Raw genomic sequence first — 21,158 nt, 5'->3', positions numbered from 1 at the left:
CCGGTGTGGTGGTTCCAGTCGATTCAGGGCAGCGGGAAGTCGAGGGCCGCCGCGGCTCGCTCGGGTGTCGGCTGGGCCCAGTGCTGCGTGTAGTTGTCGTTCGTGGCCAGTGACCTGGTCTCGGCTTTGTCGATGTAGATGGCGCCCGCGAGGTGGTCGGTCTCGTGCTGGAAGATGCGGGCGGGCCAGCCGGTGAAGCGCTCGGTGTGGCGGACGCCGTCGAGGTCTTCGTAAGTGGCGGTGACGGATTCGGGACGATGCACGACCGCCTGATAGCCCGGCATGCTCAAGCAGCCCTCGTAGAAGGCGATTTCGGGACCGTCGGCGGCGTATTCGGGATTGATGATGGTGAACTCGGCAAGCGGCCGCCGCCCCCGAGCCTGCGCCACCTCCGCCGCCACCTCCGCCGGATCGCCGAGAACCGCTATCCGCAAAGGGATTCCGATCTGCGGCGCGGCGACCCCGACGCCCGGCGCGTCCCGCATGGTCGCGAACATGATCTCCACCAGCTCGCGCAGCAGGTCGTCGTCCACCTGCCCGTCCACCGTCTCCGCCACCCTCCGCAGCACCGGGTCCCCGACCTGCACCAGCGGGGCCGGACCGCCCCGATACTTCTCCACCAATTCCGCAACCAGCCGGGCTGTCTCCATACCGACCATTCTCACGGGTACCGGTCGGGCGCGCGGCCCGGCGGGGCGGGCATGTCGTCAGGCCAGTCGACCGCCGCCGTCGACGTGCAGGGTGGTGCCGGTCAGGAACGGGTTGGTCAGCGCCAGCAGGGCGGCGGCGGAGATGTCGGCGGCCGTGCCGACGCGGCGGGCCGGATTGCGTTGTGCCACAGTCGCGAAGAAGGTGTCCTTGCTCGCTTCGTCCCAGGCGCCGGAGTCGACGATGCCGGGGGAGAGGGCATTGACGCGCAGCGGTGCCAGCTCCACCGCGAGGGCCTGCGCCAGGGTGGCGGCGGCCGCGTTGGTCGCGGCCATCACGCTGCGGCCGGGCGCGGGCCGCCAAGCCGCGACGCCGGAGAACAGCAGGATCGCGCCGCCCGGCCGGAAGCGGGATGCGAAATGTTTGGCGAGCAGGATCGGGCCGATCACCTTGGCGTCGAAGGCTCGGTGCACGGCATCGCGGTCGAGTTCGGTGACCGGGCCGTTGGCCGGGTCGGCGGCCAGTGACACCAGATAGTCCAGGTCGCCGACGCGTTCGGCGAGGGCGCGAATGGTCGACTCGTCGGTCAGGTCGAGTTCGGGGCGTCCGACCGTGATCACCTGTGCCCCTTGGCTTTCCGCGTCGCCGGCGAGCTGGCGGCCGATGCCGGATTTGCCGCCGACGATGAGCAGGGTCTTGCCGTTCAGTGTGGTCATGTCCGGTACAGCGTCACTGCGCTGCCGGTTCATCCCATCGTGGAACTTATCTTTCCTATCGCTCCCATAGAATCATCGAATGCCTACGCTGCGTGCCCTGGAATGCCTGATCGCGGTGCTGGATGCCGGGTCGATCACGGAAGCCGCTGCGGTCCTGCATCTGTCGCAGCCCGCCCTGTCACATCAGTTGGCCGCGCTCGAACGTGAGATCGGCGCGCCGGTCGTGGAGCGGCTGCCGCGCGGTGTGCGGGCGACGGTGATCGGGCGGGCCGTCGAGGCGGATGCCCGTGCCGCGCTGGCCGCCGCCGACCGGGTGATCGGTGGCGGGCGGGCGGCGGCGCGTGGTGACGGCGGCCGGTTGCGGCTGGCCTGTGCGGAGACGATGACCGCCGGGCTACTGGCCCCGGTGCTGCGAAAATGGTTGCGGCACAGCCCGTCCGTGGAGATATCCCTGGTCGAGGCCGGGAGCGCGGACGAGCTGGCCCGGCTGGTGGAATCCGATCGGGCCGATCTCGCCATCGGTCCGCGGCCGACCCGCTGGACCGGTGCGGCGGAAGTCATCGGCGAGGAGGACATCGTGGTCGTGCTCCCACCCGGCCACCGCGTCGCCGACCGTGACCACCTGACCTTCGCCGACCTGCGTGACGAGCCGATCGTGCACTTTCACCCCGACAACGGCCTGGCCGTCTGGCTCGACACCGAGGCCGCTCGCCACGGTGTCGCCCTCGCCGCGGTCATGCGCACCAGGCAGGCGGCCACCGCCGCCCAACTCGCCGCGGCCGGACTCGGTATCGCCCTGGTACCCGTCACGGCTCTGGCCGCCCCGCTACCCGGCGTCCTGAAACGGCTGCGTCCCAACCTCTCCCGGGATCTGCTGTGCCTCATCGGAATCCCCGGCGATCCTCTGGTCCGTCGCTTCGTCGCCGACGTACTCCGTCGCGGAATCCCGACCACCGCAGCGGTCAACGCGAAACTGTCCTGACCGCAGCGACTTTCACGGGTGCGGTGGACTCTCCCAGGTGTAGGTGTCCGGAAGATCGTGTGTGCCGCGAGCACCTAGACCGAGACGGACAATCCCTCGAGGATGGTCGCGGCGTCGGACCCGTCACTCTCGTTGCGCGTGGTGATGGTCAGCTGAGCCAGGAACTGTCCCGCCTCGGACTCCAGCACGATGTACCGGTTGTAGGCCCACAGCGTCAGCTTGTCGACCAGGTAGGTCCCGGTGATCGCCGCCGACGGAAACCCGTCCACCGAACTGGTGTCGGTCTCGGCGTCCGTCCACTGCGGCAGCAGCCGGGCATCCCCGTACGCGTGCGCCAGCAGTTCCCCGGCATCCACCCGCTGCGCCAACTGCACGACGACCACCACCGCATTGTCGGCCCAGCCGTTCACGGGAGCCTGCGTCCACACCGCGTACGTCCCGGGGAACGTCCCGGCGGGCACCTGCTGCCAGCCCTCGGGCACCCCGACCGTGATCTTCGGCGCCCCGACCGCGGCGGGATCGACCGCCCCGGCATCGACCTTCGCAGCGGTCAGGAATTCAGCGATGGTGGCAGTCAACGGTGCTCCTCGAGGCAGCGGTTACAGACGGTCACCCGCCATTCAACACGACCCGGCTACCGCCGCACCCGCCCGCACCAGCTGTTCAGCTCGAGTCGAACGGCCGATGGACAGCAGCGGGCCGGTCGGTTGTCAGCGGGTGGCTGACGGTACCGACCGGCCCGGAGGTGGCGCCTACTTGAAGCGGCGCAGGCGGAGGCTGTTGCTGACCACGAAGACGCTGGACAGTGCCATGGCCGCACCGGCGAGCATCGGGTTCAGCAGGCCCGCGGCGGCCAGGGGGATGGCTGCCACGTTGTAGCCGAAGGCCCAGAACAAGTTGCTCTTGATGGTCCGAAGAGTGCTGCGAGACAGGCGGATCGCGGTGGGAACCGCGCGGAGGTCGTCTCGGACCAGGGTGAGATCGGCGGCCTGGATGGCCACGTCGGTGCCGGTGCCCATGGCCAGGCCCAGATCGGCCTGGGCCAGGGCGGCCGCGTCGTTGACGCCGTCGCCGACCATCGCGACGACCTTGCCCTCGGACTGGAGGCGCTTGATCACGTCCAGCTTGTCGCTGGGGAGGACCTCGGCGATGACCTCGTCGATGCCGACCTGGGTCGCGACCGTGTGGGCGGTGGCGGTGTTGTCGCCGGTGAGCAGGATGGGGGTGAGGCCGAGGGCGCGCATTTCCGAGATCGCCTGGGCGCTGGTGGGTTTCACCGCGTCGGCGATGACCAGGAGGCCGCGGGCGGTGCCGTCCCAGGCGACCAGGATGGCGGTGCGGCCCGCCTGCTCGGCCCGGATCTTGGCCTGGGCCAAGGCTTCCGGGAGCGCGATCGACCAATCCTCCAGCAATTCCGTGCGGCCGATGACGACCGCGCGGTCGCCGACCAGGCCCTGCACGCCCTTGCCGCCGTGGCTGACGAACTGATCCACGGTCTCGACGGCGAGGTTGCGGTCGCGGGCGCCGCTCACCACGGCCTTGGCGACCGGGTGCTCGGAACCGTGCTCGACCGCCGCGGCCACGGACAGCAGTTCGTCGCTGTCCACGTCCGCCGCCGGAATCACCTCGGCGAGAGTCATTTTGCCGGTGGTGACGGTGCCGGTCTTGTCCAGCACCACGGTGTCGATGCGGCGCGTCGACTCCAGCACCTGCGGGCCCTTGATCAGGATCCCCAGTTGCGCACCACGTCCCGTGCCGACCAGCAGGGCCGTCGGGGTGGCCAGGCCCAGGGCGCACGGGCAGGCGATGATCAGCACCGCGACGGCCGCACCGAACGCGGTCGCCACCGAGGCCCCGGTGCCGAGCCAGAAGCCCAGTGCCGCAACGGCGATGCCGATCACGATCGGGACGAACACGCCCGCCACCCGATCCGCCAGCCGCTGCACCGGCGCCTTGCCGTTCTGCGCGTCCTCGACCAGTGCGGCCATCTGCGCCAGCTGGGTGTCCGCGCCGACCCGGGTGGCGCGCACGGTCAGCAGACCGCCCGCGTTCACCGTCGCGCCGACCACCGCGTCACCGGGACCGACCTCGACCGGCACCGATTCACCGGTCAGCATGCTCATGTCCAGCGCCGAACTACCGGTCACCACGACACCGTCGGTGGCCACCTTCTCGCCGGGACGAACCAGGAACTCCTCCCCGGTTCGCAACTCCGCCACCGGAATCCGGGTCTCGACGCCGCCACGCAGCACCGACACCTCCTTCGCGCCGAGCTCCAGCAGCGCCCGCAGTGCGGACCCCGCCTTCTCCTTCGATCGCGTCTCGAAGTACCGGCCCGCCAGGATCGCGGTGATCAGCGTCGCCGCCACCTCGAAGTACAGCGCCGAGGACGAGTCACCGCGTTCGATGGCGAAACTGAAGGGGTGCTTCATGCCGGGCATTCCGGCGGTACCCCAGAACAGCGCGTACACCGACCAGCCGAACGCCGCGAGGGTGCCCAGCGAGATCAGCGTGTCCATGGTGGCCGCGCCGTGTCGCGCGTTCACCCAGGCGGCACGGTGGAACTGCGATCCGCTCCACACCACGATGGGCGCGGTCAGGGTCAGCGAGAGCCACTGCCAGTTGGTGAATTGCAACACGGGGGCCATGCCCATGGCGACCACCGGGATGGCCAGCGCCAGCGTCACCAGCAGCTTGTCGCGCAGCTGCCGGGCCGGGCTCGGGGCCGAATCAGCCTCGCTGTCAGCGCTTTTCACCGGTTCGGTGTGGTGCACGCTGGCCGAATAGCCGGTGTCGACGACCTTGGCGATCAGATCGTCGGCGGTCACCGACTCCGGGAAGCTGACCTTCGCCTTCTCGGTGGCGTAGTTGACGGTCGCGCTGACACCGTCGATCCGGTTGAGCTTCTTCTCGATTCGCGCCGCGCAGGAGGCGCAGGTCATGCCGCCGATATCGAGTTCGATGGAACGCTCGAGCTGTGGGGTGCTCATGAGTGACCTCCTTCGTGCGGTGCCGGGGCAGCCGAATCGGATGCGGCAGTGGCTGTGGTGAATTCAGCGGTGTGCACCGCGCCGTTGTGCTGGAAGTCCAGGTACAGGCGGTATTCCCCGTCGCTGGGTGCTTGGGCATGGAAGGCGACGTCGGGGCCGGGTGCGGTTTTGCCGACCTCGCCCTCGGGATGCACGTGCAGGTAGGCGAGATCGCCGACCCGCAATGCCACGAGGTGAGCGTACGCGCCCAGGTAGGGCTGCAAATCGCCGACCGGTTTGCCGTCGCGGGTGACGTTGAATGTCAGTTCGCTGCCCGCGGCGGTCAGGTCTCCGGCCAGGGTGACCTGATAGCCGTCGACGTTCGCTGTCCTGGAAACGGGCGGCAGCGGTGTGGGGTTCACGTTCCCCGCGACCGCGACGGTCCGGCTCAGCACCAGTTCGCCGGGCCCGCCGGTGGGGGAGAAGTCGGCGAACACCCGGTAGCTGCCGGGCTGCGCCCACTTCCAGTCGATGGACCAGGTGCCGTCCGCGGCCCGGGTCGGATGCACGTGCCGGAACTGGCTCGCGTCCGAACGGACCACGATCAGGTGCAGTTCCTTCTCGTGCAGGCTGTCGTAGGAGGTGACGGTGCCCTGCGGCCCGGTGATCCGGAACTGTAGTGCGCCTTGCTGATTCGGGGTGGCGGGCGCGGTGATGTCGCCGAGCCGGTAGCTGGACGCGGTGTCCTGCAATCCGGTGGCGGCGGCGGTGTGCGCGCCGTGGTCGGTGGAGCCGGAGACCGGCTCGGACCGGTCGCCCACCAGGGCTCCGATCCCGAGCGCGGCTCCGAACAGTACGACCAGTCCGCCACCGAAGGCGGCGAACCTGAGTCGGTCGTTCACCTCGCCACCTCGTATCCGGCTTCGTCGACGGCGGCCACCACGTCGGTCTCGGTGAGCGGGGCGGCGGATTCCACGGTGACCAGACCGGAGGCGAGATCCACATCGACGCTGGTGACACCGTCGATCTTGCCGATCTCCTTGCGCACCGAACCGACGCAGTGTCCGCAGGTCATTCCGGTGACGGTGTAGGTGCTGGTGGCCATGGCGCACTCCTTCGCTCATTCATACGGTGTGGGGGTATCCCCGACATCCAGAAACATACCCCCCATGGGTACCTGACGCAAGTACTCGATCCGCAAAAACGTGCACTAGGCTGTGCCGGTGCTCTCAGTTGTGCCCCGCCCCGTAGTCGTGCGCGCACCCTCCAAGGTGAACCTGCACCTCGGCGTCGGCGATCTGCGCGAGGACGGATACCACGACCTCACCACGGTCTTCCAGGCGTTATCGCTCAGCGATGACGTCGAACTGGCCCCTGCCGCCGCCCTGCGGGTCACCGTCACCGGCGAGGGCGCCGCCGACGTGCCCACCGACGACGGCAACCTGGTCTGGCGGGTCGCGGTCCGGCTGGCCGACATGATCGAACGCCCCGCACTGGTGGAAATGGCCATCGCCAAGGGCATTCCGGTGGCGGGCGGCATGGCGGGCGGCAGCGCCGACGCCGCGGCCGCCCTGGTCGGCCTCAACGATCTGTGGGAGATCGGCATGGGCCGCGCCGAAATGCTGGAGATCGCAGCCGAATTCGGCAGCGACGTGCCCTTCTCCCTGCACGGCGGCACCGCGCTCGGCCACGGCCGCGGCGAACAACTGCTACCCGTGCTGTCCCGCAGCACCTTTCACTGGGTGCTGGCGCTTGCCAAGGGCGGCCTGTCCACCCCCGAGGTCTTCCGCGAACTCGACCGGCTGCGCGAGGCGGGCGACCCGCCGCGCCTGGGCACGCCCGAGGACCTGCTGCACGCTCTCGCCTCCGGTGACGCCAAACAGCTCGCCCCGCTGCTCGGCAACGACCTGCAGGCCGCGGCCCTGTCGCTGAAACCCGAACTGCGCCGCACCCTGCGCGCCGGCACCAGCGCGGGCGCGCTCGCGGGCATCGTCTCCGGATCCGGCCCCACCTGCGCCTTCCTCTGCGAGAGCGAAGAGGCCGCGGTCACCGTCGCCGCCGAGCTGGCGGGAGCGGGCGTCTGCCGCAGCGTCCGCACCGCCCACGGCCCGGTACCGGGAGCCCGGCGCGTGACCGTACCCACCGACGCCGCCAAGCGCTGACACCCGCCGTCGACGCCCGGACGGGGAGCGTCCGCGCAGCTCGGTAGGCTTGGCCGGGGTACGTATCGACGATGCAGAGGATTCCGTGGCCAACCTGATCAACCTCGAAGCCGTAAACAAGAGCTTCGGTGTGAAGCCGTTGCTCGACAACGTCTCCCTGGGGGTGCAGGAAGGGGAGCGGATCGGTGTCGTCGGTCTGAACGGTGGCGGTAAGACCACGCTGCTCGAGGTGTTGACGGGGCTCGAGGAACCGGACTCGGGGCGGGTGAGCCGACGCGGTGGGCTGCGGCTCGCGGTCGTCACCCAGCGCGGGGTACTGCCCGAGAACGCGACCGTCGGCGAGGTGGTGCTGGCCGGTCTGGCCGAGGACCAGCGCACCGACGGTGTCGCCGAACACGAGTGGGCTTCCAACCCCCGCATTCGCTCGGTCGTCGAGGGCATCGGCATCGCAGACCTCGGCATGGACGCCCTCGTCGCGAACCTCTCGGGTGGTGAACGCCGCCGCACCGCGCTGGCCGCCGCCCTGGTCCGCGATCTGGACCTGCTGGTGCTCGACGAGCCCACCAACCACCTCGACGTCGAGGGCGTGCAGTGGCTGGCCGAACACCTGGTGAGCCGCCGCAGTGCGCTGGTGGTCGTCACCCACGATCGCTGGTTCCTCGACACCATCGCCAACCGCACCTGGGAGGTGCAGGGCGGCAAGGTGGAGAGCTACGAGGGCGGCTACAACGACTGGATCTTCGCCCGCGCGGAACGGGTCCGCCAGGCCGACGCCAGCGAGGCGCGCCGTCAGAACCTGGCCCGCAAGGAGCTGGCGTGGCTGCGTCGCGGCGCTCCGGCCCGGACCTCCAAGCCGCGCTACCGCATCGAGGCCGCCGAGGCGCTGATCGCCAACGTGCCCGCCCCGCGCGACAACGTCGAACTGGCCTCCTTCGCGCGAAAGCGCCTGGGCCGCGTGGTGATCGAGCTCGAGGACGCCACCCTGGCCATCCCGGACGGCCGGGAACTGCTGAAGGACCTGACCTGGCGGCTGGCCCCGGGCGAGCGCGTCGGCCTGGTCGGGGTGAACGGTTCCGGCAAGACCACGCTGCTGCGCGCCCTGGCCGGTGACCGGGAGCTGCAGTCCGGCAAGCGGATTCAGGGTCAGACCGTCAAGATCGGCTGGCTGCGCCAGGAACTCGACGACCTGCCGCTGAACATGCGGGTGCTGGAAGCGGTCCAGGACGTGGCGATGCGGATGACGCTGGGCGACAAAGAGATCAGCGCCGGTCAGCTCGCCGAACGGCTCGGTTTCACCCCCGCCAAACAGCGCACCCCCGTCGGTGACCTGTCCGGTGGCGAACGCCGCCGCCTGCAGCTGACCCGAATCCTGATGGCCGAGCCCAACGTGCTGCTGCTCGACGAGCCCACCAACGACCTCGACATCGACACCCTGCAGCAGCTCGAGGACATGCTCGACGGCTGGGCCGGAACCATGGTGGTGATCTCCCACGACCGCTACCTGATCGAGCGCATCTGCGACTCCACCTGGGCGCTGTTCGGCAACGGCAAGCTCACCAACCTGCCCGGCGGCATCGAGGAGTACCTGCGCAAGCGCGCCGCCGACGCCGGTTCCGGCAAGCCCACCGCCGCTCCCGTGAATTCCGCCGGCACGGATTCGGCCGCCTATCGGGCCGCCCGCAAGGAGCTCTCCAAGCTGGAACGCGCCATCCAGAAGCTGGACGAGCGGGAGGCGAAGCTGCACACGGCCCTGGCCGCGGCTTCCACCGACCCGGACAAGCTGGTGTCGCTCGGTACCGAGCTAAAGCAGGTGCAGGCGGAGAAGGAAGCCAGCGAAGAGCGCTGGCTCGAATTGGCCGACAACGGCTGATCTTTCGAGGCCGGGCCGCGATTGGTGGCCCGGTTCCGCAGTGCGGCCGGAGCGGCTACCCGTGCTGTTCGAAGGCGCTGGCGTCCAGCGCGGGCACCGGCAGGCAGGTGCGCACGAATCCGCTGCCGAACGACGTCAGTTCGATGGCCCGGTAGAGCACCTTGGTGCCGAAGCTGGCCCGCTTGAGCAGGCGTCGCACCTCGGGCATCGCCTCCAGCAGCTGGTAGCGGTTGGGGTTGCCGAGGGCCTCGCGGGAGACGTCGATCAGGCCGAGCCGGTCGAGGTTGGTCAGGTACTCGTCGATCCGGTTCGGGTAGCGCAGCGCCGCGTCCTCGCCGAGCAGGTTGAAAGTGCCCCGGCTGGAGGATCTTCCGGTGCGCACCTCCACCGCGGGCTGTGACCCGTCCAGATAGAGGTGGCGCACGATGCGGGCCTCGTCGGGAGCCAGTTCGCCCAGGATGCGGGCGTAGGCGGGGTGGTGCGGGTTGTCGTCCTCGGCGTGGAAATCGGCTGAGCGGCGCAGCAATTCGGCGCCGCGGGCACGCAGCACGCTGGTCGGACTGGGTTCGGGGGATTGCTCGTCCAGTTCGGGCGCGGTCACGCCGAGGGCCTGGCGCACCGAATGCCGCACCTGCGCACCGGCATCGGTGAGGATCTCGCGCGGCGCCTGCCCGGCCATGCTGCCGCGCAGCACCACCGAGGTGACGCCGAGCGCGGTGTGCAGACTCCAGAAACTGGCCTCGACCGCCGCCGACACCGCCACCCGGACCACGCCGGTCGCGGCCCGGACCGGTCCGGCGGAGGTGGGTCCGCTGACCGCGAGCGGACCCTTGGGACGGATCGCGAGTTCCGTGGAGGCAGTGCCCGATTCGGGTTCGGTCATATCCATGTGGTCGCGACTCCTGTGCCAAAGATCAGGAGGTGAGCGTAACCGGCGAAGAGCCCCAGCGCGCCGCCATGGACGAACAAGAGCCATTCGTCTTGTTTGATGGCCGATCGCAGCATGTCCACGAACTCCGGGGGCGGCAGCGCCGACATTTGTTTGGCGATGTACTCCTGCACCTGCTTGCCCTGCTGGGCGTTGAAGGCCGGGTCGGCGAAGGCGATGGGCGCGATGGTCATGGCCTCGGAGGTGAAACTGTCCTGCAGCGAGTCGTATTCGGCGTTGCCGAGCGCGAACTTGACCACCGAGCGGGCCGGTCCCAGCGCCCGGTCGGCGGCGGGCTTGAGGGTGTCCTGCAGCATCTGCATGGTGCGGTCGGAGCGCGGCCCGTTGAGCAGTTCGTCGCCGATATTGGCGACGGTCATGATCTCGCTGGCCACCAGTGCGGCGTAGCCCTCGGTGATCTCGGGCTGCCGCTTGATGAGCAGTCCCTGCCGCCACGGGCACCACCACTTGGGGTACGCGGGTGCGAAGATCATGTTGATGCCGATCCAGTTCACCACCCAGCCGATGATCACCCCGCCGATCGGCAGCACGGCCAGCGACGACCAGCCGGTGATATGCAGAATGGCTACCAATACCAGACCCATGGGCGCGCCGAAGTAGAAGCCGAAGTTCTGCATGAATCGCAGTTCCTTGGCCCCGAGTACCTGGAAGACCGAGTTGAGCATCTGCGGCCGCGCCTGGAAGTACCGGATGGTCATCGACTTCACGTCCAGAAGTTGATCGATGTTGTTGCCGAGTTCAGCCGTGAGCTCGCGCAGAATGTCGGGCAGCTGCTCGCGCACGCGAGTATGGATCATCTCGCGAATGCCCGTCGGCAGGTTGTACCAAAGCTGTGGATGCTCGCGCTTCAGAATGTCCTCGACAATGTCGCGAATCTGAAGATCTGCAATTTCAACAAAATGTTCAGCGAGCTTGTCGGGTTCGAGTTCGCGATAGAAATCCGCGACGTTCCCGAGTTTCGCCAGGCCCTTGTCCACGGCGATGCTGGCCATCTTGTCCGCGCGCGACGGCACGATGCCCTGCCAGCCGATCCGCCCGTCGTACTGCAGCAGCGGCAGCACCTGAACTCGCTTGGGCAGCAGCGGAAAAACCGTCTCCAGCCCGGGTAACCGGAAACCGTGGAAACGCACCGGCTTGAACAGCATCAGCACGCCGGTCCAGTTGGTGATATAGCCGATCACACCCGTGAACAACGGAATTGTAATCAGTTCCAACAGGAGGGTCGGATGAACTCCGAACACACTCTCTAGCACGACACCCTCCTGCCGACCGCCTGAACGCCGCCGGCGTGACAACCCCATCGGCCATCGGCGATTCGGACCTTACTGGTTCTTTAGGAACCGAGTCCAGCGGGCGAGTGTCTGAGTCGGAGATCTCGGTCACACTGGCTGGTCTCGATGTTCCTATCCCACGATGGGACCACGAGAATGGCGGGGACCACATCCATATCGTGCAGAGTGCGGGTGTCGCAGGGGGACGCGGTGGGGTCATGTCGAGTGGTTAACGCTGGGCATGGACGGGGTAGCCTTCGGATGGCTTGCGGGTTCAACATGCCCGAGGGTCTGTCGGGGGCAATAATCTGTGGACGATTGGTTCACCTGGCGGATATTCGGAGATGGACGTGGCGGAAGACAGGATCCCGGGGCAGGACGTGGCCCGTCCGGGACCCCGTGCCGTGGAACGCAGCTCGGATGTGGAGCAGCGGCAGATCAGCAATGAGGCACGACTGATCCGCGGCGCCTTCCGGGCGGCCGGGCTGGCGGTCGGCACCGCGGTGCGCGGCACCGAATGGGCGGTCGGCACCAGTCTGGAGATCACCAAGCAGGTCGCCCAGGCAGCGTTGGACGGCGAATCCTCCGCCGATATCGCGGAACGCACCGGCGCGGCACTGCGGTCCATCGCGCGCAGCGCGCTCGGCGTCACCGAGGGGTCGGTGCGCGAGATCGTCAGCTACGTCCCCACCCCGGTCGGCGGCCCGTCGCAGCAGGCCCTCGTCAACGGCGGCCTGGTCCGCTCGGGCACCAGCGACGATCTGCGCCGCCGCGGTGACGCGCTGCTGGCGCGTTCGGCCGACGTGTACTTCACCGAGGACGTGCATCCCGCCTACGACCGCATTCTCGATCAGCTCGCGCCCGACGAGGCCCGCATCCTGCGCTTCATGGCCCTGCAGGGCCCGCAGCCGTCGGTCGACGTGCGCACCAACCGGCCGCTGGGCATCGGTTCCGAACTGGTCGCCGGGGATCTCACCTCGGTGCCCGAGCAGTCCGGCGTCCGCTACCCGGATCGGTCGCGCCACTACCTGATCAACCTCAGCCGCCTCGGCCTGACCATGACCTCCGACGATCCGGTGGTGCTGTCCCGCTACATGGTGCTCGAGGTGCAGCCGGTGGTGGAGCAGGCGCTCAAGAAGGCCGGGCGGGTTCCCAAGATCGTGCGAAAGAGCTTGCGGCTCACCGAGTTCGGCGAGGACTTCTGCACCACCTGCTTCAGCATCAACGGCTGAGGTCGCGGCGGCGGAGCCCGGTAGCGGGCTCCGGACTCGCCGGTCTGATCCCGGGCTGATAGCGATCCGGTACATATCTGTGCCAATGCGTGAAGGTTCGGTATCCCTGATGGGATTGTTGACGGTATGGATTCCGATGCCGTCGCGGCGATCAGCCGGCTGAAGTTCCGCTACCTGCGTGCCCTGGACACCAAGTCGTGGGAGGAGTTCGCCGACACCATGATTCCGGAGGCCACCGCCACCTACAGCGAGTACCTCCAATTCGAGTCGCGCGACGCCTTTCTCGCGTTCATGCGCAATACGCTGGGCCCGCACGTGATCACCGAACACCGTTGCGACCACCCGGAAATCGACATCGACGGGGATACCGCGGTCGGCACCTGGTACCTGGCGGACACCGTGCTCATCCCCGGCCACAACATGCTGCTACGCGGCGCGGCCTTCTACTCCGACCGCTACGTGCTCTGCGAGGACGGCCGCTGGCGCATCGCGCACACCGGCTACGAACGCACCTACGAGGTGGTGCTGTCGCTCTCGGATCTACCCAGCCTGCGGCTGACCTCGAGCCGCTGGGGTCTGATCGCCCGCGATCCGGCCGACGCGCCGCGCACCGAACCGAGCTCGGACGGCAGCGGCACGCTCGGTTAGCGGCTCAGTGCAGTTGGTTCTGCGCGGGTTCCAGGCCCACGCGCAGCAACAGTTCCACCGCGTCGGCGGTCTGCTCGACGATCACCGGAACCTCTTTGCGCTCCGGCGCGGAGAACGGCTTGAGGACGTAATCGGCGGGGTCCTGACGACCCGGCGGACGGCCGATGCCGAAGCGCACGCGCAGATAGTCCTTGGTGGTGAGGGCCTGCGAGATGGACCGCAGACCGTTGTGCCCGCCTTCGCCGCCGCCGCGCTTGAGGCGGATATCGCCGAAGGGCAGATCGAGCTCGTCGTGCACGACGATCACGTCGGTGGCGGGCACCGAGAAGAATTTCGCCAGCGCCGCGACGGGACGCCCGGACAGGTTCATGTAGCTGCGGGGCTTGGCCAGCAACACTTTTCGCCCGTCCAGGCGGGCCTCGAGCAGATCCGCGCCGGACTTCTTGTGCACGGTGAAACGGCCGCCGACGCGCTCCGCGAGCACATCGGCGACCAGGAAACCGACATTGTGCCGGGTGCGCTCGTATTCGGTTCCGGGGTTACCCAGTCCGACCACGAGCGCGGGCCCGGCCGTGTCTTCGGTCATCGCGAACCAATCGCCTCGGTTACCGCAAACCGTTGTGGGAGTAGGAGTTACTCGGCGGCTTCGGCGTCGTCGCCCTCTTCGGCGGCGGCCGACGGGGCGGCGATGATGTTGACGATCAGGGCCTCGGGGTCGCCGGCCAGGGTGGCGCCCTTCGGCAGCGCGATCTGGCCCGCGAGGATCTGGGTGCCGGCCTCGATGCCCGCGATGGAGACCTCGATGGAGTCGGGGATGTTCAGGGCCTCGACCTCGATGGACAGCACGATGGTGTCCTGCTGGACCAGGGTGCCGGAGGCGGCCTCGCCGACCAGAGCGACGGGCACGTCGGTGGTGATCTTCTCGCCACGACGCACGAGCAGCAGGTCGGCGTGTTCGATGTAGCGGCGGATCGGGTGCACGACGACCGACTTGGTCATCGCCAGCTGCTTCTTGCCCGCGATGTCCAGGTTCAGGATGGCGTTGGTGCCGTGCTCGCGCAGGATGGCGGCGAAGGCGCGCGCGTCGATGGACAGGTGCTGCGGCTCTTCGTTGTGGCCGTAGAGCACGGCGGGAACGTTGCCGTCGCGGCGGGTGCGGCGGGCAGCGCCCTTACCGAACTCGGTGCGTACATTGGCTGCGAGAAGGCTGGCGTCGGACATGACTGTCTACTCCTACGGCTCGTCCGGGCTGTAATGTCAGCGGGCCAGGGGCGGTGCCACCTGGCTACTGTTCTGGTCTGCTCGTCAGGCGAGGACCGAACATGGGACGGCCGAAATACGGGCCGAGCCGCGTCGATCACGGTGGGCAACTGGGTGCCACACCCTCGCCGAGACAACCCGAGAACTCTAACACGCGGGCGCAGAAGCCTTGTCACGCGCCCCGGTGTCGGGGTATTACGCGGGTGCAAACAAAATCGGCAGCGATGAATCCGGCGAAAAGCTCGCGAAGATGCTCGATTGATCCCAGAATGTGAACGCCTATCGTTTCACACCAAGGATTTCATTATGAAGCACATCGCACGCCTCGGCCTCGCCACCACCGGTGCCGCCGCGGTTTCCGCCGCCATCCTGCTGTCCGCCCCCGTCGCCTCCGCGGACATCCCCACCGCCGCGCCCGTGACGGCCAACGACTGCGGCCCGACCGGACCCTCCGCCCCCACCGGCGGCGGCACCTCCATCAACACCGGCAGCGCCAACAGCCTGATCTCGGTCATCACCAAACTGCTCGGTGCGGGCGGGATCGTCACCAACGTGGGCTGACCGGCACTGACGGCCGCCCTTTCGAAACCTCCGCCACAGACAGAATCATCTGCAGCATAAGGACATTCGCGTGAAGACATCGACCATCCACCGCTCCGGTGCCGGTGCGACCGCAATCGCGGCACTCTCCGCCACCCTCGCGCTGACCGCCCCGTTCGCGGCCGCCGACACCGTCAGCAACGGCATCACCATCCTGGGCTCGAACTATTCGGTGGGCAACGTCTACACCGTCGCCTTCGACGTCACCCAGACCGGTGCGGAAGTGCAGGTCTTCGACCAGCTCGCCGGTGCGTCGTCCACCACCCAGATCGGGTCCTCGACCGTCACCTCCGGCAGCCGCCAGTCGTTCCCGTGGATCCCCGTCGGTGTCGGCTCGCATCAGATCTGGGCGACCGTCACGCTCAACTCGGCGACACTCCCGGAAATCGGCCCGATCACCGTGAGTGTCGCCGCTCCGGACCCCAATTCCGGTAGCGCGAAATCCTTCCCGGTGCTAGGTAATTTGATCAGCTCATTGAGCAGCCTGTCCGCCAAGTAAGGAAACACCCTTGAAGCTCGCCCACCGTCTCGGCCTGAGCGCCGCCGGAATCGCCGCACTGTCAGCCACCGTCGCCCTCGCGGCGCCCTTCGCCGCGGCCGACACCTCCAACAACGGCATGACCGTCGTCGGTTCCACCTACCAGACCGGCACCGCGTACACCATCAATGTGGTCACCGGTCTGCCCGGCATCAGCGCTGCCGTCTACGACACCATCGGTTCCAACACCGTCTCCGTCGGTACCGCGGTCTCGTCGAACAACAGCACCCAGGCCTCGATCCAGTGGACCCCCACCACGTCGGGCTCGCACCACCTCTGGGCCGTCCTGACCAGTGGCTCCCAGTCGGTCCCCACTCCGGGCCCGCTGGACGTCACCGTTTCCGACGCCCCCACCTCGCCGCTCGCCACCGGGACCGGTAGCGCCAGCACGCTGCTGCCCCTCATCACCAACCTGCTGAACAGCCTGGGCACTCAGACCACCAACTGAGTCCGGCACGACGGCCGGTTGTTCGATTCCATTCGGGGTCGAACAACCGGCCGTTTCGTTTTCCGGTGCCTAGGCGGCCTTGAAAGTCGTTGCGTAGCAATCGACATAGGGCCGACCTGACCGCTGCACGAGATCGGCCATCAGTTCGTCGGTGGCCCGGCGCACACCGCCCTGATCGGCGGGCAGGAAATAGCGCGGGCGGCCGAACGAGATCCGCACCTTGGCGGGCCGCAGGAATCGGCGATGCCGCGAATTCACCCGATCGGTGCCGGACAGCACGACCGGGATCACGGGCGCGCCCGTCTGCATGGCCACCCGGATCACGCCGGTGCGGCCGCGGTAGATACGACCGTCGGGCGAGCGGGTGCCTTCCGGATGGATTCCCCAGATGCCACCCGATTCCAGAATTCGCGCGGCCGCGGTGAGGGAATCGGATCCGGCCGTGCCGCCGGTGCGATCCACCGGCACCTGTCCGGTGGCGTTCATGACGAAGCGGTTGAGGCGCCCGCGCCAGCCGCCCGCGGTGAAGTACTCCTGCTTGGCCAGGAAGGTGACCGGTCGATCGACCACCAGGCACAGGTACAGGGAGTCGACCACGGCGAGGTGGTTGGCCGCGATGATGACCGGACCGTCGGCCGGAACATGGTGCAGCCCTTCGATCTCAGGTCGGCCGAGCAGCCGCAGCACCGGCCCCACCAGCACGTGCTTGAGCAACCAGTACCACATGAAAAGCCCTCCCGGAATGCGTCCGTAGACACTGTCTACATCTAGGTCTACTCCACCCTCGTAGACGCTGTCTACTCATTCGGCGAGAATGGCCGATATGAGTTCTGTTGAGCCGCTTCGGGAACGACTGGTCACCGTCGGGGTCTCCATGCTCGAACAGGCCGGGGCCGCGCAGCTGGGACTGCGGGCCATCGCGCGCGAGGCGGGGGTGTCGCACGGCGCGCCCCGGCGCTGGTTCCCCACCCACAATGCGCTGCTGGCCGCCATCGCCGCCCGCGGATATCGCGATCTACGCACCGAAATCGAAGCGGTGCAGGCTGATTCGCCTCGGCAGCGGGTGGAGGCCACCGGGCTGGCCTTCGTGGACTTCGCCGGTCGCCGCCCCGAGATGTTCACCCTGATGTTCCGCCACGACCTGCTCGAGGGGGCGGGCGAGAACCTCCGTGAGACCGTCACGCTGCCGCTGTTCCGACACTGGCGCGAGATCGTGGCCGCCTGCGTCCCCGACCCGACCGGTGTGCGTGCCCTGAGCCTGTGGATGAATCTGCACGGCGTCGCGGTGCTGGCGGGCAACCGCAGCCTCGAGGCTGTCGCGCCGGGAAGCGACGTGCCGGTGCTGGTGATCGCGGCGGTGGCGCAGTATCTGGGCACGCCGGGCTGATTCCCCGGCGGTCCGGGCTGGTCGCAGGTCACATCGGCCGGTCGCGTAACCTGGACCGGTTGCCTCGTCTGCACAAAAGGAGTCCCCCGTGAGTTCCCCGACTGCCAGCGCGACCTCTGCTACCTCCGGGCGGCTGGCCGGCGAGGCGGCGCGGCGGCGCACCTTCGCGGTGATCTCGCACCCGGACGCCGGTAAATCCACGCTCACCGAGGCCCTCGCCCTGCACGCCAAGGTCATCTCCGAGGCGGGCGCGATCCATGGCAAGGCCGGACGCAAGGCCACCGTCTCCGACTGGATGGAGATGGAGAAGGCCCGCGGCATCTCGGTCAGCTCCACGGCACTGCAGTTCGAATACGGCGACTGCGTCATCAACCTGGTCGACACCCCCGGCCACTCCGACTTCTCCGAGGACACCTACCGCGTGCTCACGGCGGTCGACGCGGCGGTCATGCTCATCGACGCCGCCAAGGGCCTGGAACCGCAGACGCTCAAGCTCTTTCAGGTCGCGCGCGATCGCGGCATCCCGGTCATCACCGTCATCAACAAGTGGGACCGGCCGGGCCAGTCGCCGCTGGAACTGCTCGACGAGATCGTCGACCGCATCGGCCTCACCCCCACCCCGCTGTTCCTGCCGGTCGGCATCGCCGGTGATTTCCGCGGCCTGCTGCGCCGCGGCGAGGACGGCGCGGCCACCGAATACATTCACTTCACCCGCACCGCGGGCGGCGCGACCATCGCGCCCGAGGAGCACTACACGCCCGAGCAGGCCCTCGAACGCGAGGACGACGTGTGGGTCACGGCCGCCGAGGAGAGCGAACTGCTCTCCGCCGCCGGGCAGGACCACGATCAGGAACTGTTCCTGGCCGGGCACACCTCGCCGGTCATCTACGCCTCGGCCATGCTGAATTTCGGTGTGCGCCAGATCCTCGAGACGCTCATCGAGCTGGCGCCGCCGCCGCGCGCCCGCAAGGACGTCAACGGCGACCCGCGCGAAACCAGCGCCCCCTTCAGCGCGGTCATCTTCAAGGTGCAGGCCGGGATGGACACCGCGCACCGCGACCGGCTGGCCTTCATGCGCATCGTGTCCGGCGAGTTCGAGCGCGGCATGGTGGTTACCCACGCCCAGACCAACCGCCCCTTCGCCACCAAGTACGCGCTCACCGTCTTCGGCCGCGAACGCACCACCGTCGACACCGCCTACCCCGGCGATGTGGTCGGCCTGGTCAACGCGACCGCCCTGGCCCCCGGCCACACCCTGTACGTGGACAAGAAGGTGGAGTTCCCGCCCATCCCGTCCTTCGCGCCCGAGCACTTCGCCACCCTGCGCGCCAAGACCGCCGACAAGTACAAGCAGTTCCGTAAAGCCATGGACCAGTTGGACTCCGAGGGCGTGGTGCAGGTGCTGCGCAACGACGCCCGCGGTGACGCCTCCCCGGTGCTGGCCGCCGTCGGACCCATGCAGTTCGAAGTCGTCACGGCGCGAATGCAATCCGAGTTCAACGTCGAGACCCAGCTCGACTTCCTGCCCTTCCAGCTGGCCCGGCGCACCGACGCCGAATCGGCCGACGAACTCAACCGCCAGCGCGGCGTCGAGGTCTTCACCCGCACCGACGGCGCGCTGCTGGCGCTGTTCAGCGACAAGTGGCGGCTGCAGTACATCGTCAAGGAACTGCCGAAGCTGACCCTCGACGTGCTGGTCGCCGGAGCGGAATAGCCTTCCGCGCCATGCTCAGCCGAGGTGGCCCGCGGTCGCCGAGCGGCGCAGCTTGCCCGACGAGGTCTTCGGGAGGGCTCCGGGCCCGAGGACGGTGACACTGCGCGGGCGGACGCCGACTTCGGAGAATACGGCGTGCACGATCTCGTGCTCGATGCGCTTGACCTCGTCGGGGTGCTGGTGATTGTTGGATTCGACCACGACGGCGAAGCTTTCGCGTTTCTGGCCCGCGTCCAGGCGGACGGCGACGGCATTGCCGGGGCGAACACCCTTGACCCGCAAGGCTGCTCGCTCGATGTCGGTGGGGAAGATATTGCGGCCCGCCATGATGATGACGTCCTTGATGCGGCCGCAGACCACCACCAGCCCGTCCTCGGTGATGTAGCCGATATCGCCGGTGTCGAGCCAGCCGTCGGCGTCCTGGGCGGGGCGGAAACCCTCGACCGTCACGTAGCCGGAAGTCACTGCCGGGCCGCGCAATTCGATGACGCCGACACTGCGCACCGGCAGCGCATGATGTTCGGCGTCGACCACGCGACCCTCGAGGTTGTCGACCAGATATCCGAGGGTGGGCAGACGGCGGATGCTCCCGTGGTGATGGCCGGGGTCGCGGACCGGGATGGCCTTGCCGAGGGCCTCCAGCAGGTCCGCGTCGACGATGTCGATGACCTGTCCGAGCCCGGGGTCCGGAATCGAGACCGCCAGGGTGGTCTCGGCCATGCCGTAGACCGGGGTCAGGGCCATCGGGTTGAGCCCGAAGCGTTTTCCGGCGTCGGCGAGCGCGTCCATGGTGTCGGCGTCCACCGGTTCCGCGCCGTTCCACATGTAGCGGACGCTGCTCAGATCGAAGGCGCCGTCCGCCGCCGCGCGCAGCCGGCGACCCAGCAGCGAATAGGCGAAATTCGGTGCGGCGGTGACCGTCCCGCGATACTTCGAGATCAGCTCGGCCCAGAGAATCGGCCGGGTCAGGAAATCCAGCGGCGTCACGCACACCACCTCCGCGCCGAATTGCATGGGCACGCTGAGGAATCCGACCATGCCCATATCGTGGAACAGCGGCAGCCAGCTGATCATCACGTCGTCGTCGAGCTGGAATTTCACCCGATCGAACATGGCGTAGGCGTTGACGAAGAAATTGCCGTGCGTGATCCGGACCGCCTTGGGCGAGCCGGTGGATCCGGATGTCAACTGCTGCAGGGCGATCGCGTCCTCGTCGGTGGGCACCGGCTCGACCGGTTCCCCGGCCCGCATATCGGCGATGGTCACCACGGGGATGCCGCGTTGGCGCAGCAAGGGTTCCGCGATCTCGAACGGTGCGCCCAGGATCACCGCGCGCGCCTCGATCATGCCGAGCACGGTCTCGGTGTCGCGCGCCCACACCTCCAGATCGGTGCGCGGCGTGGGCTGATGCAGCATGGTGATCGAGGCTCCGCGCATCCACACCGCCTGGCAGGCGGGCGCGATATCGACCGGCATGCCCGCCAGGACGCCCACCGCGTCCCCGGGACCGATGCCCGCGGCCGCCAGCCCGCCCGCCATTCGGCGTGCGAGAGCGTGGATTTCGCCCCAGGTGTGCCGCACCGGCGCGGTGGGTTCCCCGGTTACCAGCCCGCGCTGTGAAGCCCGGGCGGTGGCATACATTTCGTCGGTGAAGCGGCTCACGAGCGACTCCTCAAACGCAGGACCAGCACTTCAAATATCCCGCGCGCGGGCGGTCCCGTTAACCGTTTCGGAGTTATGCGGTCGGTTTATCCGAGTGTGGTC

The 21,158-nt window shown here is 68.3% G+C and carries 22 protein-coding genes; 10 read left to right on the top strand and 12 right to left on the bottom strand.

Going from position 1 to position 21,158, the window contains the following annotated elements; translation table 11 throughout:
* Positions 1–23 precede the first annotated feature (23 nt).
* Together def and OG300_RS27285 are read right to left on the bottom strand one after the other, a co-directional pair.
* Complete coding sequence (def, locus tag OG300_RS27290) at positions 24–650, bottom strand: peptide deformylase (RefSeq protein WP_405485889.1); 627 nt, start codon at positions 648–650, stop codon at positions 24–26.
* Between the two features lie 57 nt (positions 651–707).
* Entirely contained in the window at positions 708–1,364 is a 657-nt protein-coding gene (locus OG300_RS27285) for an SDR family oxidoreductase (RefSeq protein ID WP_405485888.1), read from the bottom strand.
* A gap of 79 nt (positions 1,365–1,443) precedes the next feature.
* Here OG300_RS27285 and OG300_RS27280 point away from each other — a divergent pair, with 79 nt between their 5' ends.
* Positions 1,444–2,346 carry a LysR substrate-binding domain-containing protein gene (locus tag OG300_RS27280; RefSeq protein ID WP_405485887.1) on the top strand — a complete coding sequence of 301 codons (903 nt, stop codon included), beginning with the start codon at positions 1,444–1,446 and terminating at the stop codon, positions 2,344–2,346.
* Between the two features lie 74 nt (positions 2,347–2,420).
* Here OG300_RS27280 and OG300_RS27275 read toward each other — a convergent pair whose 3' ends face one another.
* From OG300_RS27275 to OG300_RS27260, 4 genes are all read right to left on the bottom strand, one after another.
* Positions 2,421–2,924 carry an LpqN/LpqT family lipoprotein gene (locus OG300_RS27275; RefSeq protein WP_405485886.1) on the bottom strand — a complete coding sequence of 168 codons (504 nt, stop codon included), beginning with the start codon at positions 2,922–2,924 and terminating at the stop codon, positions 2,421–2,423.
* Between the two features lie 174 nt (positions 2,925–3,098).
* Complete coding sequence (locus tag OG300_RS27270; RefSeq protein WP_405485885.1) at positions 3,099–5,336, bottom strand: heavy metal translocating P-type ATPase; 2,238 nt, start codon at positions 5,334–5,336, stop codon at positions 3,099–3,101.
* Complete coding sequence (locus tag OG300_RS27265; protein ID WP_405485884.1) at positions 5,333–6,217, bottom strand: hypothetical protein; 885 nt, start codon at positions 6,215–6,217, stop codon at positions 5,333–5,335. The genes OG300_RS27270 and OG300_RS27265 overlap by 4 nt, the downstream gene beginning before the upstream one ends.
* Positions 6,214–6,420: a heavy-metal-associated domain-containing protein gene (locus tag OG300_RS27260; protein ID WP_405485883.1), complete on the bottom strand. Its 207-nt coding sequence runs from the start codon at positions 6,418–6,420 to the stop codon at positions 6,214–6,216. The genes OG300_RS27265 and OG300_RS27260 overlap by 4 nt, the downstream gene beginning before the upstream one ends.
* Before the next feature lie 118 nt (positions 6,421–6,538).
* Here OG300_RS27260 and OG300_RS27255 point away from each other — a divergent pair, with 118 nt between their 5' ends.
* Both OG300_RS27255 and OG300_RS27250 read left to right on the top strand, forming a co-directional pair.
* Positions 6,539–7,477, top strand: coding sequence for a 4-(cytidine 5'-diphospho)-2-C-methyl-D-erythritol kinase (locus OG300_RS27255; RefSeq protein ID WP_405485882.1), 939 nt, complete (start codon positions 6,539–6,541; stop codon positions 7,475–7,477).
* 85 nt (positions 7,478–7,562) lie between these two features.
* Positions 7,563–9,347, top strand: a complete 1,785-nt coding sequence (locus OG300_RS27250; RefSeq protein ID WP_405485881.1) for an ABC-F family ATP-binding cassette domain-containing protein — start codon at positions 7,563–7,565, stop codon at positions 9,345–9,347.
* 55 nt (positions 9,348–9,402) lie between these two features.
* On the opposite strand, the gene OG300_RS27245 is transcribed toward OG300_RS27250, so the two are convergent.
* Positions 9,403–10,236: an Abi-alpha family protein gene (locus OG300_RS27245; protein ID WP_405485880.1), complete on the bottom strand. Its 834-nt coding sequence runs from the start codon at positions 10,234–10,236 to the stop codon at positions 9,403–9,405.
* Complete coding sequence (locus OG300_RS27240) at positions 10,227–11,597, bottom strand: hypothetical protein (protein WP_405485879.1); 1,371 nt, start codon at positions 11,595–11,597, stop codon at positions 10,227–10,229. The genes OG300_RS27245 and OG300_RS27240 overlap by 10 nt, the downstream gene beginning before the upstream one ends.
* A 314-nt stretch (positions 11,598–11,911) precedes the next feature.
* Between OG300_RS27240 and OG300_RS27235 the strand changes: the two genes are divergently transcribed.
* Both OG300_RS27235 and OG300_RS27230 read left to right on the top strand, forming a co-directional pair.
* Complete coding sequence (locus OG300_RS27235; protein ID WP_405485878.1) at positions 11,912–12,799, top strand: Abi-alpha family protein; 888 nt, start codon at positions 11,912–11,914, stop codon at positions 12,797–12,799.
* Between the two features lie 126 nt (positions 12,800–12,925).
* Positions 12,926–13,447, top strand: a complete 522-nt coding sequence (locus tag OG300_RS27230) for a nuclear transport factor 2 family protein (protein ID WP_405485877.1) — start codon at positions 12,926–12,928, stop codon at positions 13,445–13,447.
* 4 nt (positions 13,448–13,451) lie between these two features.
* On the opposite strand, the gene pth is transcribed toward OG300_RS27230, so the two are convergent.
* Positions 13,452–14,033 (bottom strand): aminoacyl-tRNA hydrolase, encoded by a 582-nt coding sequence (gene pth / locus OG300_RS27225; RefSeq protein ID WP_405485876.1) that lies wholly within the window; start codon positions 14,031–14,033, stop codon positions 13,452–13,454.
* 47 nt (positions 14,034–14,080) lie between these two features.
* Positions 14,081–14,668 (bottom strand): 50S ribosomal protein L25/general stress protein Ctc, encoded by a 588-nt coding sequence (locus OG300_RS27220; protein ID WP_405485875.1) that lies wholly within the window; start codon positions 14,666–14,668, stop codon positions 14,081–14,083.
* A 345-nt stretch (positions 14,669–15,013) separates the two neighbouring features.
* On the opposite strand from OG300_RS27220, the gene OG300_RS27215 reads away from it, so the two are divergent.
* From OG300_RS27215 to OG300_RS27205, 3 genes are all read left to right on the top strand, one after another.
* The gene (locus OG300_RS27215; RefSeq protein ID WP_405485874.1) at positions 15,014–15,268 is read left to right on the top strand and encodes a hypothetical protein; all 255 of its coding nucleotides are present in this window, start codon (positions 15,014–15,016) and stop codon (positions 15,266–15,268) included.
* Positions 15,269–15,338: 70 nt separating this feature from the next.
* Positions 15,339–15,806, top strand: coding sequence for a hypothetical protein (locus OG300_RS27210; RefSeq protein WP_405485873.1), 468 nt, complete (start codon positions 15,339–15,341; stop codon positions 15,804–15,806).
* A gap of 10 nt (positions 15,807–15,816) precedes the next feature.
* Positions 15,817–16,293, top strand: coding sequence for a hypothetical protein (locus tag OG300_RS27205; RefSeq protein WP_405485872.1), 477 nt, complete (start codon positions 15,817–15,819; stop codon positions 16,291–16,293).
* A 69-nt stretch (positions 16,294–16,362) separates the two neighbouring features.
* Here the strand turns inward: OG300_RS27205 and OG300_RS27200 are convergent, their stop codons facing one another.
* A complete protein-coding gene (locus tag OG300_RS27200; protein ID WP_405485871.1) occupies positions 16,363–17,019 on the bottom strand; it encodes a lysophospholipid acyltransferase family protein in 657 nt (218 codons plus the stop codon).
* A gap of 97 nt (positions 17,020–17,116) precedes the next feature.
* Between OG300_RS27200 and OG300_RS27195 the strand changes: the two genes are divergently transcribed.
* On the top strand, positions 17,117–17,680 hold the full coding sequence (locus OG300_RS27195; RefSeq protein ID WP_405485870.1) for a TetR/AcrR family transcriptional regulator: 564 nt from the start codon (positions 17,117–17,119) through the stop codon (positions 17,678–17,680).
* 88 nt (positions 17,681–17,768) lie between these two features.
* The gene (locus OG300_RS27190) at positions 17,769–19,394 is read left to right on the top strand and encodes a peptide chain release factor 3 (RefSeq protein WP_405485869.1); all 1,626 of its coding nucleotides are present in this window, start codon (positions 17,769–17,771) and stop codon (positions 19,392–19,394) included.
* A 15-nt stretch (positions 19,395–19,409) separates the two neighbouring features.
* Here the strand turns inward: OG300_RS27190 and OG300_RS27185 are convergent, their stop codons facing one another.
* Positions 19,410–21,056 carry a fatty acyl-AMP ligase gene (locus OG300_RS27185; RefSeq protein WP_405485868.1) on the bottom strand — a complete coding sequence of 549 codons (1,647 nt, stop codon included), beginning with the start codon at positions 21,054–21,056 and terminating at the stop codon, positions 19,410–19,412.
* Positions 21,057–21,158 lie beyond the last annotated feature (102 nt).

This window comes from Nocardia sp. NBC_00511, from assembly GCF_045161165.1.
In the GTDB taxonomy this organism is placed as follows: domain Bacteria; phylum Actinomycetota; class Actinomycetes; order Mycobacteriales; family Mycobacteriaceae; genus Nocardia.
This window is presented reverse-complemented; position numbering and strand designations above follow the sequence as displayed.

Bases quoted from the DNA above. Each gene is read 5' to 3' on its own strand.
- def (WP_405485889.1), bottom strand. From the start codon at position 650: ATGGAGACAGCCCGGCTGGTTGCGGAATTGGTGGAGAAGTATCGGGGC.
- OG300_RS27285 (WP_405485888.1), bottom strand. From the start codon at position 1,364: ATGACCACACTGAACGGCAAGACCCTGCTCATCGTCGGCGGCAAATCC.
- OG300_RS27280 (WP_405485887.1), top strand. From the start codon at position 1,444: ATGCCTACGCTGCGTGCCCTGGAATGCCTGATCGCGGTGCTGGATGCC.
- OG300_RS27270 (WP_405485885.1), bottom strand. From the start codon at position 5,336: ATGAGCACCCCACAGCTCGAGCGTTCCATCGAACTCGATATCGGCGGC.
- OG300_RS27260 (WP_405485883.1), bottom strand. From the start codon at position 6,420: ATGGCCACCAGCACCTACACCGTCACCGGAATGACCTGCGGACACTGC.
- OG300_RS27245 (WP_405485880.1), bottom strand. From the start codon at position 10,236: ATGGATATGACCGAACCCGAATCGGGCACTGCCTCCACGGAACTCGCG.
- OG300_RS27240 (WP_405485879.1), bottom strand. From the start codon at position 11,597: ATGGGGTTGTCACGCCGGCGGCGTTCAGGCGGTCGGCAGGAGGGTGTC.
- OG300_RS27235 (WP_405485878.1), top strand. From the start codon at position 11,912: ATGGACGTGGCGGAAGACAGGATCCCGGGGCAGGACGTGGCCCGTCCG.
- OG300_RS27230 (WP_405485877.1), top strand. From the start codon at position 12,926: ATGGATTCCGATGCCGTCGCGGCGATCAGCCGGCTGAAGTTCCGCTAC.
- pth (WP_405485876.1), bottom strand. From the start codon at position 14,033: ATGACCGAAGACACGGCCGGGCCCGCGCTCGTGGTCGGACTGGGTAAC.
- OG300_RS27220 (WP_405485875.1), bottom strand. From the start codon at position 14,668: ATGTCCGACGCCAGCCTTCTCGCAGCCAATGTACGCACCGAGTTCGGT.
- OG300_RS27215 (WP_405485874.1), top strand. From the start codon at position 15,014: ATGAAGCACATCGCACGCCTCGGCCTCGCCACCACCGGTGCCGCCGCG.
- OG300_RS27200 (WP_405485871.1), bottom strand. From the start codon at position 17,019: ATGTGGTACTGGTTGCTCAAGCACGTGCTGGTGGGGCCGGTGCTGCGG.
- OG300_RS27195 (WP_405485870.1), top strand. From the start codon at position 17,117: ATGAGTTCTGTTGAGCCGCTTCGGGAACGACTGGTCACCGTCGGGGTC.